Source organism: Mycoplasmopsis felifaucium ATCC 43428, assembly GCF_000687775.1.
Classification (GTDB): domain Bacteria; phylum Bacillota_I; class Bacilli_A; order Mycoplasmatales; family Metamycoplasmataceae; genus Mycoplasmopsis; species Mycoplasmopsis felifaucium.
On record NZ_JHXS01000006.1, the window covers coordinates 1 to 13,933 of the forward strand.

The 13,933-nt window shown below is 27.7% G+C and carries 14 protein-coding genes and 1 pseudogene; all 15 read left to right on the forward strand.

What is annotated here, in order from left to right; translation table 4 throughout:
• Window positions 1–317: 317 nt before the first annotated feature.
• The 15 genes and pseudogenes from T390_RS0101340 (at window position 318) to infB (ending at window position 13,912) form a co-directional block, all read left to right on the forward strand.
• Window positions 318–938 carry a hypothetical protein gene (locus T390_RS0101340; protein ID WP_027334734.1) on the forward strand — a complete coding sequence of 207 codons (621 nt, stop codon included), beginning with the start codon at window positions 318–320 and terminating at the stop codon, window positions 936–938.
• 370 nt (window positions 939–1,308) lie between these two features.
• Window positions 1,309–1,566: pseudogene (gene rpsP / locus T390_RS0101345) on the forward strand (30S ribosomal protein S16); the annotation flags it as partial.
• Window positions 1,567–1,671: 105 nt separating this feature from the next.
• Window positions 1,672–2,355: a tRNA (guanosine(37)-N1)-methyltransferase TrmD gene (gene trmD, locus T390_RS0101350; RefSeq protein WP_027334736.1), complete on the forward strand. Its 684-nt coding sequence runs from the start codon at window positions 1,672–1,674 to the stop codon at window positions 2,353–2,355.
• The gene (rplS, locus tag T390_RS0101355) at window positions 2,345–2,695 is read left to right on the forward strand and encodes a 50S ribosomal protein L19 (RefSeq protein ID WP_027334737.1); all 351 of its coding nucleotides are present in this window, start codon (window positions 2,345–2,347) and stop codon (window positions 2,693–2,695) included. Before trmD ends, rplS begins: the two co-directional genes overlap by 11 nt.
• A gap of 104 nt (window positions 2,696–2,799) precedes the next feature.
• A complete protein-coding gene (locus T390_RS0101360; RefSeq protein WP_027334738.1) occupies window positions 2,800–3,333 on the forward strand; it encodes a hypothetical protein in 534 nt (177 codons plus the stop codon).
• An 88-nt stretch (window positions 3,334–3,421) separates the two neighbouring features.
• Complete coding sequence (locus tag T390_RS0101365) at window positions 3,422–4,798, forward strand: hypothetical protein (protein ID WP_027334739.1); 1,377 nt, start codon at window positions 3,422–3,424, stop codon at window positions 4,796–4,798.
• Between the two features lie 7 nt (window positions 4,799–4,805).
• Window positions 4,806–6,119, forward strand: a complete 1,314-nt coding sequence (locus T390_RS03735) for a glycosyltransferase (protein ID WP_051590842.1) — start codon at window positions 4,806–4,808, stop codon at window positions 6,117–6,119.
• Window positions 6,052–6,621, forward strand: a complete 570-nt coding sequence (mf1, locus tag T390_RS03740; protein ID WP_235732216.1) for a diacylglycerol cholinephosphotransferase Mf1 — start codon at window positions 6,052–6,054, stop codon at window positions 6,619–6,621. Before T390_RS03735 ends, mf1 (T390_RS03740) begins: the two co-directional genes overlap by 68 nt.
• 47 nt (window positions 6,622–6,668) lie before the next feature.
• A complete protein-coding gene (locus T390_RS04240; RefSeq protein ID WP_268869703.1) occupies window positions 6,669–6,803 on the forward strand; it encodes a hypothetical protein in 135 nt (44 codons plus the stop codon).
• The gene (mf1, locus tag T390_RS03990; protein ID WP_051590843.1) at window positions 6,803–7,600 is read left to right on the forward strand and encodes a diacylglycerol cholinephosphotransferase Mf1; all 798 of its coding nucleotides are present in this window, start codon (window positions 6,803–6,805) and stop codon (window positions 7,598–7,600) included. The genes T390_RS04240 and mf1 (T390_RS03990) overlap by 1 nt, the downstream gene beginning before the upstream one ends.
• A gap of 215 nt (window positions 7,601–7,815) precedes the next feature.
• Window positions 7,816–9,636 carry an aminotransferase class V-fold PLP-dependent enzyme gene (locus T390_RS0101385; RefSeq protein ID WP_027334740.1) on the forward strand — a complete coding sequence of 607 codons (1,821 nt, stop codon included), beginning with the start codon at window positions 7,816–7,818 and terminating at the stop codon, window positions 9,634–9,636.
• Window positions 9,637–9,786: 150 nt separating this feature from the next.
• Window positions 9,787–10,218, forward strand: a complete 432-nt coding sequence (locus T390_RS0101390; protein WP_027334741.1) for a ribosome assembly cofactor RimP — start codon at window positions 9,787–9,789, stop codon at window positions 10,216–10,218.
• A gap of 10 nt (window positions 10,219–10,228) precedes the next feature.
• The gene (locus T390_RS0101395) at window positions 10,229–11,848 is read left to right on the forward strand and encodes a NusA N-terminal domain-containing protein (protein WP_051590844.1); all 1,620 of its coding nucleotides are present in this window, start codon (window positions 10,229–10,231) and stop codon (window positions 11,846–11,848) included.
• On the forward strand, window positions 11,832–12,128 hold the full coding sequence (locus T390_RS0101400; protein ID WP_027334743.1) for a YlxR family protein: 297 nt from the start codon (window positions 11,832–11,834) through the stop codon (window positions 12,126–12,128). The genes T390_RS0101395 and T390_RS0101400 overlap by 17 nt, the downstream gene beginning before the upstream one ends.
• Window positions 12,107–13,912: a translation initiation factor IF-2 gene (gene infB / locus T390_RS0101405; RefSeq protein WP_027334744.1), complete on the forward strand. Its 1,806-nt coding sequence runs from the start codon at window positions 12,107–12,109 to the stop codon at window positions 13,910–13,912. The genes T390_RS0101400 and infB overlap by 22 nt, the downstream gene beginning before the upstream one ends.
• Window positions 13,913–13,933: the final 21 nt, after the last annotated feature.

A 13,933-nucleotide genomic window follows, 5' to 3' on the forward strand; every position in this document is an offset into this window, starting at 1 on the left:
AGGAATAAGAGTATAAAAAAATGAACTTTGCGATACCTTTATGGTAACATAATAGCGATCAGTTTTAGGATGCTTCCAACCGACCCAAAACTATTGAGAGTCCGATATTTGCGTAGTGCCTACGGCTTGTTAAAATATAGAACACATTCGGAATCGGAAACAGTTTCAAGCCTCTCTTTATGAGTGTCTTTTTCTTTTGTTAAATTAGACAATTTCTGCTTAATCAAATTAGTATTATAATAATATTGCATATATGATTTATTTTTTTCATATATATATATATATATATATATATTGTAAATATTAATCGAGGTCATATGTCTAAAACAAAAACAAAATCTAAGCTATTTGTAATGATGTTTAGTGCACTTTTTATTGCTTTGCTTGTCTCACCTTTCTTTATTAACGCTATTGTTCAAAAAGGTGTTGATTTTAAATTCGGCGATAAAACAACAACATTTTTAAGTGGATATATTTTAGGATTTTCAATATTATTAATTGCACCGGCTGGAATGAAACACACATCTAATATTTCTATGCTTAAGGCATATTCAGAATGTTTTAAACTCTTTTTCAAGAATAATTCAAATATAGCATTTAATATAGGTAAATGGGCAGGTTTAATTTGTTATTTGATATTCCTATCATTATTAATTAGTTATTTCTTTAAAACATTTAGCGTTTTTATTAGTCAAATAAAAACCAAAAGAGTTATGCAAATAATATTAGGGACAGTCACAATAATTATTAATTTATTATTAATAACTGTATTAGTTATTTGAACTTTAGCAATACCATATCTATTCGGAATAACGCAGGCAGCCACTGAATTCCTTCATAAAAATGCATCTATTATAGTATTTTGTGCAGCATTTTTAATTGTAGTTATTGCTATTATCTCAATGATATTTCCCGCTGAAAAGACAGAAGAAGCTTAGTTGCTTCTTTTTTGTATGTGTTTACTAATTAAAATTTGATTATCCAGGACTAGAAAATTTTATTTCCTGATTTTATAAAAATATATTAAAATAATACTGATACATTCCCAAAGTGAATGATTACTGTACCCATAGGGACAGTTGCTTAAGAGTATATACTCCCTTCCTTAATTAATATGAAAGTTGCTGTGAGCGGAAACTTTCCTTTAAATTGTCTTATGCTATTAAAGAGAGTAGACTCTCTTTTTTGCATTTTTTTTATTTCAAAAAAATTACTTATATATTAAAATATATTTAGCAATAGCTTGATGTCAAGCATTTGCGCTTGACAGAAGTCGAGAATTTAAGAAAGAAAATAAGGAGTAACCTAATGGTTAAAATTAGATTAAAACGTTTAGGAAGTAAATTTAACGCTTGCTATAAAATCGTTGTTGCTGATGCACGTGCTCCTCGTGATGGTAGATTTATTGAAGCTATCGGTCAATATAATCCACACACAAAAGCATTTGTTATCAACGAAGAAGCAACAATTCAATGAATTAAAAATGGTGCTCAAATTACTCAAACTGTATTTAACTTATTCAGACAACACAATTTAAATGAAAAATTTAAAAATGCTGCTAAAGCCAATGTTGAAGAAATCTTAATTGAATCTAAAAAAACAACAAAAAAAGATGTAGAAGCTGCATTTAAACCTACAAAGAAAACAACTAAAAAAGCTGCAAAATAATAAATGAAAATTAATTTTTTAACTTTATTTCCAAAATATTATGAGCCCTTCGCTAATGAATCGATTATACACAAAGCAATTCAAAATAAATTAATTGATTTGAATGTAGTTGATTTTAGAAATTTTAGCAAGGATAAGCACCATAAAGTAGATGATGAAATTTTTGGTGGTGGTCACGGAATGCTTTTACAAGTTGAACCTATTGATTTGGCACTTGAATCATTAAAAAACCGTGGTGGATATAAAATTTTAGTTTCACCGCAAGGCAGAGTGTTTAATCAAAATATTGCTAATAAATTAGCTAAATATGACCAAATCACCTTTATTTCAGGTAGATACGAAGGTTTTGATGAACGTGTAGTTGAATTAATTGATGAAGAATTATCAATCGGTGATTATGTCCTAACAGGTGGAGAATTGCCATCAATGGTTATGGCTGATTCAATTATTAGGCTTGTTGATGGAGTCATCAAAAAAGAAAGTCATGAATATGATTCGTTTCAAGGCAATGGTTTATTAGACTATCCACAATATACAAGACCTCGTATTTATAAAGGCATGGCTGTCCCAGAAGTTCTCTTAAATGGAAATCATAAAGATATTGAAGCTTGAAAAATGAAAGCTCAATACGAAAAAACGTTAAAAAATCGTCCAGATATTATTGAAAGGATTAAAAATGAGAAATAAATTAATCGAATTAGTTGAACAAAGTCAATTACGTACTGACTATCCTGAGTTTCGTGTTGGTGATAATGTTAAAGTTCACGTTCGTATTCGTGAAGGTGAAAAAGAACGTATCCAAGTTTTTGAAGGTTTAGTAATTAGCAGAAAAGAATCTGGTACAAGAGAAACATTTACAGTTAGAAAAGTATCATTTGGTATTGGTGTTAATAGAACATTTCCATTACACTCACCAATGATTGCACACATTGAAGTTATTCGTTCAAACAAAGTTAGAAGAGCAAAACTTTACTACATGAAAGATAAAATGGGTAAAGCTGCTCGTCTTAAAGAAATCAAGAGATAATAATTTTAGATTGCTTTACGCAATCTTTTATTTTGCATCTTAGCAATATTTTTGCAATATTCTTTTTAGGATAAAATTTATATATATAAATTTTGGAGATATGTATGACTAAGAAAACTAAAATTTTGTTAGGAGTTCTAGTCCCAACTGCATCGGTTACGACAATAGGTGCGGCTGTTGGATTTACTTTTTTAGGCAAAAAAGTTAAATATTATTCTAGTTTGAAATTTGACGAAAACAACTATAAAACTAACTTATTGACGAATGTATCTAAATACGAATTTGGCACAAGAGAAATAAAAAAAGATACTAACATAGAAACTCAAATTGTTAATGATGACAATCTTATAGATGCTAACAATAATATTAAAAATATTATAGATTTAGCAGATATTAATATGTTTGGCGTTTCAACGAGTATCCAACCTTTTTATGATGAAGTTAGTTTAGCATTAATGTCAAAAGGTGAAGTATATTTTTCTCAATTTACATATGATACTGAAAAAAGCATGACAGTTGATAAAACTTCAATGAAGGATTTTTTGGATAATTACAGAATTCAGAATAATGATTTAGATAAAAAATCAGCTATTTTGGAAGCTGAACGATATAAAAAAAGGTTCACGATTAATTGTTAACGAATTTGCAAAAATAATTTTAAAAAACTCTAATAAGAAAATTAATCTATGAATATGCTCCGATGATTTAAACTTTGCTAAAAACTTTATGGAGCTTTCAGCTTTCAAAAACGTGAAAATCTTGTGTTTAAATGAAGCAAGGAATATTGTTAATGATTATTGAACAGAATTTGATAAAGCTATAAAGAATTATAAAATAGCTAAAGAAAATAATGAATATGACTGAAAAACAGTTGAATCTGATCAATATTCATTTATTCCTTTTTCAACAGAACTCGACAACGTATATTTCTTTTTTGAAGACTGAAATGCAGTAAGCAATTTTAAACAAGCTGGATTAAAAAGAATATATAAATATAGTGAGTTGGATCCTGATTATAAAATCAAAAATGAATTATTCAATTATAGAATTAATAAATTTGATGAGAAAGGCCAAATAATTGGTAAACAGAGAGCTTTTAATTCAGAAATATACACAAAAGTAATTAAATATGATTGAAAAATTGAAAAAGAAAAAGTAGATAGAGTTCAATCATTAAGAAATAAACCTAAATTAATCTTTTTAGGTACCGCACAAAGTGAATTAGAAAAGCAAAACTTAGCATACTTAATAAATAAATACCAAGATGAATATAATATTTATTATAAAGGACACCCTAATTTTTCAGTTATTGATAATTGAATCAATGATACAGTTTTAAAGGGTGATACGATAAATTATAAAGATCCTTTTACTAATGAAAATAAATCTACTTCCCTTAAAAAAGGATCTCAACTTGTTGTTTTAAATAATCAAATTGCTTCTGAACATTTAACATATTTACATTCTGCAGAACCTGATAATTTTTGATTCGAAAAAATCGCAGCCGGTGATTCATCAACAGGAGCTTTGGATGATTTGGCGAATCCAACCATTAGTAAAAACACTACTTCAGATTTAATTTTTGCAAACCTAGCAGTTAAAACTTCAGACAAAACATGAGAATATATTCCAATGGAACCTGCTGATAATAATTCGATTTACTTTGATATAACATCTCAATTATCAACAAACATTGGTAAGTATTTTAATCACTCGGCTTTTTTAGGCGAATATCAAAATATTGTTAGCCATATTTCAAAGAACCAATCAAAGAAAATTGTTGTCTTTGATTTAAATAACTTTAATATAAATGATATTAAACAAAAAATTCAAGAAGCACTAAATAACAATAGACAAACAAGCGTTTTTGTGAAAGCAGTTAAAAATCCAAATTTTGATTATAAAGATTCTGTTCAGTTAGCTGAATTCATTAAAGTAATTGTTCCAAATCTATACTTATTAAAAGAATGAGCAGATTTAGATCCTAATCTTATGTGTTTGAATCCATATGCACCATTAGATTTATATACTTCAAAGTATGTTAACGATACAAAGACACCTTTGAACTTTATAAGTAATGAAATTATAGATTTAAGAAATTAGGATTAATATGAAAAAATATTGAAGAAATACAGTAGATATAAAAGAATTGAAAAAAAGAAGACTGCGTGTTATTCTTATAAACGATTCATACGAACCTGTTGTAGATGGTGTCGTTCGAGTTATGGAAAATTATGCAAGAGAATTTAAAAAACAAGATGTTGAATTTTTAATTCTGGCTCCTAAGTATAAAAAATATGATGTAGCTAACGATGAGAAACTTGAGTTCAAACCCTTGAGATTGAGAACAGCAACAATTAAATGAGGCGGATATGAAGTCTTTCAAACGCCGCTAAATATTTTTCAACTTAAAGATATAGATGCATTCAATCCAGATATTATTCACGTTCATTGCCCATTTTTTTCAGGTAAGGTTGCTTTACAACTGAAAAAACGTTATAACATACCTATAGTTTGTACATTTCATACTGACTTTAAGCAGGCAATTTATAACTCTTGTAAATTACAATGGGTTGCTGATTTATCTGTAAAAATTATGAACGAGTTTTTTTATAAATGTGATGAAGTTTGAACAGTTTCACAGATTGCATCGAATTGATTAAGACATGATTATAAACTTAAAAAATCAGTTAGAGTTATACCTAATGGTACCGCTTTTGCATATCCAGATAACGCTGATTTATTGAGGAATAAGGCAATTTCACATTTTAATATTGACACAACAAAGAAAAATTTATTATTTGTTTCAAGATTTGTTTGAGAAAAAAATATAAAGCTGTTATTAGATTCGTATAAAGCTTTAATTGAAAGTGACGATTCATATTCATTGACTATGGTTGGTGGAGATTGAAAAGCTAAAGAAATTATAAAATATGCCAATAGAATAGGTATATTAGAAAAAATTAAATTTACTGGTGTAGTTAAAGATCCAGATATATTAAAGGGTTTATATTTATCACATGATTTATTTGTGTTTTTATCTACTTTTGATACTTTTGGATTAGTAACAAGAGAGGCAGAAGCTTTAAAATGTCCTGTGTTAGCGGTTGAAAACACTGCTTCAGCAGAAGGAATTATTGACACAATTAATGGTTTTACAGTTAAAGAAAATATTAATGATATTGTGCATAAAATTACTGATATTTTTAACTATCATTATCCTTTTAACGCTATAAAACAGGAAGCCACCAAAATTCCTATTTCTTGAAGCTGAGTTGCTAAAACGTCAATTAAACATTATTATAGAATTATTGAAAAATATTACGCAAATCAAAAAATAAAGAAAGATAAATATTATGAACGAGAAGCAATTAAAGGTTTTAAATCTCCTTGATGAGTTTATAAAAATAGCCCAAAAGAATAATTTAGATTATATGGTGTTTTATGGCACATTGTTAGGAACAATTAGACACAAAGGTTTTATACCTTGAGATGATGATATTGACCTTGTAATACCTAAAAAAACTTTAGATTTTCTAGTTGAAAACTACCCAGAAAAAATTAAAACTAATGAAAATAGTAATAACTTTATATTAATACCAAAATTCACTAATGATGATGATTATAAAGAAGATGTTTGTTTCCTTGATTTATTTGTTGCTGTTCCTACTAATCAGAAAAGGATTAATAAATATCTTTCATTAAAGAATAAAATAGGTTATTTACATAGCTACACGCACAGAAAAGTATTTAAGAGACAATGAGGAATGAAATTAGCGAAGTTCTTCTTAAGTTGAACTTGACTAAGTAAAAAATATTTATTTAAAAATGCTTGAAATGAATTATATGATCCAAATGGTGATTTAATTCATGTATTAATTGACCTTTTAATAAGGTTACAAAAAATAACATTTATAGTGAACTAGATTTTGAAAAATGCGAAAATCGTAAGTTTGAAAACTTAGTTGTTAAAGTGCCTAAGAATTGAGAACAAATTCTTGTTCAAAATTATGGTAAAAATTGATCTACACCTATCAAAGGTAAAATGACTACACATCTGGGAATGTATGATATGGATGTATTCACTTACAAGAAAAAGGAGAAATAATGGAATATGATTTTTTAAACAAAGATAATCCAGCAAAAGAAGAAAATTTAAGAAAAAGACAACAATTAAATTTAAAACTGCTGAATGAATTCATTGATATTTTAGATAAAAACAACCTAAATTATTCATTAGTTTACGGTACAGCATTAGGTTTTTATAGAGACAAAAAAATGATCGATTGGGACTGTGATATAGATGTTTTACTTGATTTTGAAGCCTATGAATTTCTTTTAAAAAATTATCCAAATAATTTAATGACTTCCAAGAACACAAAATGACATAGTTTACAGTTTCCTCGTTGAGTTCCTGATCTAAATACTGCAGATATTAAAGATCCTAATTCAATTTATTTAGACCTGTTTATTATAATTCCTACAGAGCATAAAAAAATAAACTGATATTTAAATTCCTTATATACAAAATTACAAGCAGCTTGTTCTTGAAGAGATATAACATATCAATTCAAAGAGAGAAAATTAGCAAAATTTCAAAGATTTGTTTTATGAAGTTTATGTTTCTGGGTTCCTAAGCTAACAATGGAAAGAACTTATAAAAAATTATTTTCAATAAATCCAAATACATATTTTATTTCTAATTGACCATTGCATAAAGAAGACAACTCAATTAATATAAGCGATTTTTATAACCCTAAAGTCATATATGTTAATGGTAAAAATTATAAAATTATGAATAATATTGAAAAATATTTTGAAAAATGATACGGGAAAAATTGAACAACTCCAATTAAAAATAATAGATCAGTTTATTATGGTTTTACCGAAATGTACTCTGATTAGAGTCATTTTTTTATTTTTATAGAAAAAACTTATGTTAAAAATTAAATTTTTTCTATAAATTTTGTACATTAAATTAATGCAATAAATCTAAAACACCTATAAAACTGCAGTTTCAGAAAATTTGTTAAACTATTTATTTTTGAATATAGTCTATTTTTATCTATAAAGATAGATTTTTCGTTGTTATATAATTAAAAATATATTTAAGGAGACATATGAACAAAATTGAAAATGTAATAATTTTTGCTGCCGGTAAAGGCACTAGAATGGCACCTTTAACACAATATCTTCCAAAACCATTAGTACAAGTTAATGGTGAAGCTATGATTGAAAGAAATATTCGTTTCTTACGTAAAGCGAAGATAAAAAATATTTATATTGTTGTTGGATATTTGAAAGATCAATTTAAATATTTAGAAAAAAAATATCAAGTTAAGTTCATAACTAATGATGACTATGATAAATATAATAATATCTCTTCGCTTGCTTACTCATTAAATAAATGAGGCAACACTTTATATATTGAAGGCGATTTATATCTCAAAGAAGACATTATTCCAAGTATTGTGAATATTGTTGAAAATGAAAATCAATCAATTACCTTTGGTCAAGAATGTTTAGAACACAAAAGCGAATGAGTTTATGAAACAGATGATGATGCTAATGTTCTAGGTCATAAATTAGTAAAAGATGCTTATAGTCAAAGCATTTGAAGCGGATTTTTATATATAAATAAAGAAACTGCTGAAGAAATGAAATCTAAGTTCAAAACCTTCTATGCAATTGAAGCTAATAAAGAAAAATATTTTGAACAATTTTTATGAACTTTAGATAAGAAACTTAAACATATTCAAATTTTCAATTCACCTATAAGTGAATTAGATAATTTCAACGATTTATTGAAAATTGATTCAAGATACGCCAACCATTCAACAACTTTATTATTTACGCCTGGACCAATTAATAACTATCAAGAAGTTAGTGAAATTTTATCAAGTGCTGTTTTACACCATAGATCGCCATTGTTTAAATATTATTTAGATCAAACAACCAATTTAATTAAAGACTTCTTTAAAACAAAGAATGGATTACCTCTATTTGTTACTTGTTCAGCAACAGGAGCTATGGAAGCGATTGTTGTCAATTTAGTTGAACCTGGAGATAAAATTCTTTTAATTGAAGCAGGAGATTTTGGTAAAAGATTTCAAATTATGATTGAAAGATTATGCCAAAACAACTTAAATTTAGATATTTTAAGTTATCCTGATGGTGAAACATATATTATTAAGGATGTAGAAGAAAAACTTAAAAATAATAAATATAAATCAGTATTCATTACACATCACGAAACATCAACTGGTGTTGTTCACGACGTTAAAGCCGTTGGGGAATTAATTAAAAAATTGTCTCCAGAAAGTCTATATATTGTTGACACTACAAGTTCATTTATTCATGAGGAAATTGAATTTGATAAGTGAGGAATTGATGCAGCTATAGGAACTAGTGGAAAAGCGTTTTGTGTTATGCCTGGTTTAAGTTGTGTATGTTTATCTAAAAAAGCTATTGAAGTAGCAAGAAATAACAAGAACTATAAATTCTATTTTGACTTGCCAGCTTATGTTGATTATTATACAAATCAACGTTCAACACCATATACACCTGCTTCAAGTATTCTAATTGCAATAAATGCTGCTATGAAGGTTATGAAAAACCAAACAATTCAAGCAATAAGAAATAAACGTAAAAGAGTTTATGAATATATACGTAAAGAACTTAGAAAATTACACTTTACTGATGTTGTTGATGATGTTCATATGACACACGGATTATTAGTAATGGAAATTCCTAATGGTTATGATGCTGAAATTTTAAGAAATATTATTGATTACAAGAATAATATTTACTTTGAGTTAGGCCGTCAAGAGAGAAGAAAAACTCAAATTCGTGTAGGTATTCCTAATGTAATTGATATGGATAAGGCTAAATTACTTGTTGAGGCAATTAAGAGTAATTTACCTGATTCAAAAATTAGATAGTTTATTTAAAATACCTATAAAACAGTTGAATTATATAAAATAAAACAATTTATTAAGTTTAGTTGTTATGCTATAATTAAATAGATCGTAATTATACATATAACATACGAGTTGGAGTAATCCAACTCTTTGTTATTTAATAGGAGATAAATGAACTGAAAAACATTTTTAGTGGACAAATTTAAAGAACAAATTAAAGATGTCAAAATAACAAATGAATTTGGTGCACAATGTTTAGATATTTGTGTTAATACTACTGATTTAACTGAATTAGACAGGCTAAGTGGCGAAATAAACAGTTTCATAGACAATTCTGGAAAAGAATTAAATTATGATGTTGTTTCAATCCATTCACCAGGTTTTGATACTGACTTAAATGTGGAAGATTTAGCTAACTACATTGACAGTGATTTAGAATTTAAATTAATCAAAAATATTGATAAAAAAGACTTATATATTGGCAAATTAGTAGAAGTTAATTCAAATATTGCTAAAGTAAAATGAAACTGCAAAGGGCAATTTAGAACAGTTGAAATTCCTTTCGAAAATATTAAAAAAGTTTCATTATATTTCAAGTTTTAAGGAGATTATTATGAAAAAAAATAATGTATTAAACAGCGATAAAATGTGATTTCAAATAATCAAAGGATTAGTTGAAAAAGAAGATATCCCAATGGATAAATTAATCAAAGTTTTACAAGATGAAGTTACAAGAATTATTCAAAAACACCTAGACCCAGAAGCTGAAATAGTTTTTGAATTAGATGAAGAAAAAGAAGAAGTAAGAGTTTATAACTTAAAAGCACCTGTTGTTTCTGATGAATACTATGAAGAATTAGTTTCTTTAGACCCAACAAACTCATTAATTTATGTTTCTGAATCTGAAGCAAAAAATATTGATCCAGAAAACTGCCAAGACGGGGATGAAGTTAAAGTTAAAATTGATCTTTTAAACCTTAAAGAAGGCAAAAAAGAGAATAAAAATAATGTTTTAGTTGCAATTAAATCGTCAATTCAACAAGCAATTAAACAACTTAAGAAACAAGAAATTTTTGACAAATTCTCACATAGAATTGGCGAAAACATCAAAGTGGTTTTCACAACAAGAAATACAAATGGATCTTGAAATGTTCAAATTTTAGAAGATGGGACTCCAGCATATTTACCCGTAAGTCTTATTAGCACTAAAAGAAATATCAACCCAGGAACAATCTTACCTGTTGTTATTGAAAGCGTTGAAAATGATGCAAAATTAAATCAAATTGTTGTCTCGTTAGACTCTCCAAACATAATTAGCGAAATCTTAAGAAACTCAATCCCTGAAATTCATGATGGTTTAATTTCTATTTCGGCTATGGAAAGAATACCTGGTGAGAGAACAAAAGTTGTATTTGAATCTAAAGCGGGCTTATCATATGATGAAATTTATGGAGCAATAATGGGCAAAGAATCTTCAAGAATTCAAACTATCATTGCTGAAATGAATAAAGATTTATCAAATCCAAAAGACTTTGAAAAACTTGATATTATCATTAATACAGATAATTTAATTGAAAAAATAACAAGAGCAATGGCACCTGCTAGTGTTATAGATATTGTTCAAAAAGATGCTAAATCATACTATGTTATAGTGTCAAAAGACAATTTACCTTTAGCTATAGGTAAAAAAGGAACAAATTCACTTTTAGCTTCTAAAATTTCTGGTGTTTACTTAGATGTTATTACAACAGATAAGGCTGATGAATTAAAACTTCAATACAATAAAACAAATCTTAATTTAACTAAAACACCTGTGAAAAAGTACTCGAGACCACAAGCGGAGAAATCTTCAGTTCATACTACCAAGAGAACTTCAAGAGCGGTTTCAAATATTCCTATGAGTTTAGATGGTTTTGATGAAGATATTAGAACATACCAAGAACAAGAACACGACTTATTCTCAACAAATGAGTTCGAAAATCTTGATTTTGATGAATTATTAAAAAAACACATTGAAAATGATGAATGATCTTCTAATGATGATGAAGAACAAGAAACAATAATTGAAGATACAGAATCCTCAACAAGCGATGAAAAACTTAATGTTAAAGAATATCAACAAGCTAAAGAAACTCTTAAAAACTTTAAGGTCGATAACGACCTTAAATCATTTGGTTTAGATGGTGAAATTGACTTCGGAGAATTTCAAGACGAAGATGACTGAGAAGTTTAATAAGAATTACTCAAGGAAATGTATTGTTTCTGGCAATGTAAAACCAGAAAAGGAATTAATTAGATTTGACTATAATAAAAGTGAAAATATTATTAGACTAGATCTTAAAAGAGAATTAAAAGGCAGAGGAGCATATTTTATTCCTACTGTATCTAATTGAGAAAATATAGTCAAACGTAAGGGTTTAAATAAAGCCTTTAGAACGCAAGTTTCCCAAAAAACCTATGAAACAATTGAAAAAGAACTGAAGGAGGCTAAATGTCTAAAAGAAATAGAATAACTAATGCAGAAGAAATTAAGAAACAAATTTCTGATGTTAAAACTGAAATTGTTGATGGAACATTCATTTTTACTAATAAATTACCTTTAGGTGAATTTGCTAAAAAAATTAATGTTAATCCAAATGAACTTATTAAAACATTTTTTATGAAGGGTAAGTTCTATACAATTAATCACGTTTTAGAAGAGGAAGAAATTGCTGAAGTATGTATTGAAAAAGGTTTAGATTTCAAAAAAGAAAATAATATTGATGCAGGTAATTTCTTAAATGAAGTTGTATTTGAGGATGATCCGAATTTACTTGTTAAAAGACCTCCTATTATTACCGTTATGGGTCACGTTGACCACGGTAAAACTTCTTTAATTGACTTTATAAGAAAAACAAAAGTTGTTGAAACAGAAAGTTCTGGTATTACTCAACACACAGGTGCATACCAAATAGTTTATAAAGATAATAAAATTACATTTATTGACACACCAGGGCATAAAGCTTTTAGTGAAATGCGTTCACGTGGTGCAAAAATTACTGACATAATTATTTTGGTTGTTGCTGCTGATGATGGTGTTATGCCTCAAACAATTGAGGCTATACAACACGCTAAAACAGCTAATGTTCCTATGGTAGTATTCGTTAATAAAATGGATAAACCTCAAAAAGATATTGAAAGAATTAAAAGAGAACTTCTTGAGGCTGATGTTACTGTTGAAGAGTACGGCGGGGATACACAAATGGTATTTGGTTCTGCCTTAACTGGTCAAGGGATTGATGATTTATTTGATGCCATTTTACTTCTAGCAAATATTATGGACTTAAAAGCTAATCCTAACAGATACCCAATGGGAACTGTTATTGAAAGTAAAGTTGATAAAGGTGTTGGTAATGTTTCTACAGTTATTATTGAAAACGGAACCCTTTATAAATCAGACTTTATCGTCGCAGGTTCATGCTCTGGAAAAGTTAGATCTATGAAAGATACAAACGGAAATAATATTGAAAGTGCATTGCCCGGAACACCTGTTGTGATTTCTGGTTTAAATTCTTCTCCTTTGGCTGGTGATAAATTTATAGGTTTTGAAGACGAAAAATATGCTAAAAAATTAGCTACACAAAAAGCTCAAATTGATAAAAATAATGTTTTATACGAAAGAACCCAGAACATCAATATTGACGAAGGCAAAAAAGTGTTTAATATAATAATTCGTTCAGACGTTCAAGGAACTGCTGAAGCAATTAAGAGCACTATTTCTACTATGGAAAATGAAAATGCAGCGATTAGAGTTATAGCGGCCCAAGCTGGACAAGTTACAAGTAATGACTTATTATTAGCCCAAGCTTCTAATGCGACTATTATTTCATTTAACATTAATGTACCAACAAGTATAAAACAAACAGCGAAAGAGCTTGATGTTAAAGTTTTATATTATGACGTTATTTATAAAATAACTGAAGATATTGAAAAAATTCTTGATGGCGAAAAACCAATTGTTTATGAAGAAAAGAAAATTGGCTCAGCACATGTTATTAAAACATTTTTCTATTCAAAAGTTGGGACAATTGCAGGATGTATGATGGACGAAGGTGTTGTTAAAGCACATTGCAAAGTTAAAATTTTTAGAAATAGAAAAATGATTCATGCTGGACTAGTTGAAACACTTAAAAGAGAATTGAATGATGCTAAAGAAGTTGAAAAAGGTAAAGATTTTGGGCTTCATGTTAAAAAATATAATGATATCAAAGAAGATGATATTTTAGAATTCTTTGAAGATGTGCCAGTTGCATCTTAATTACTATAAAAAGGATTAATA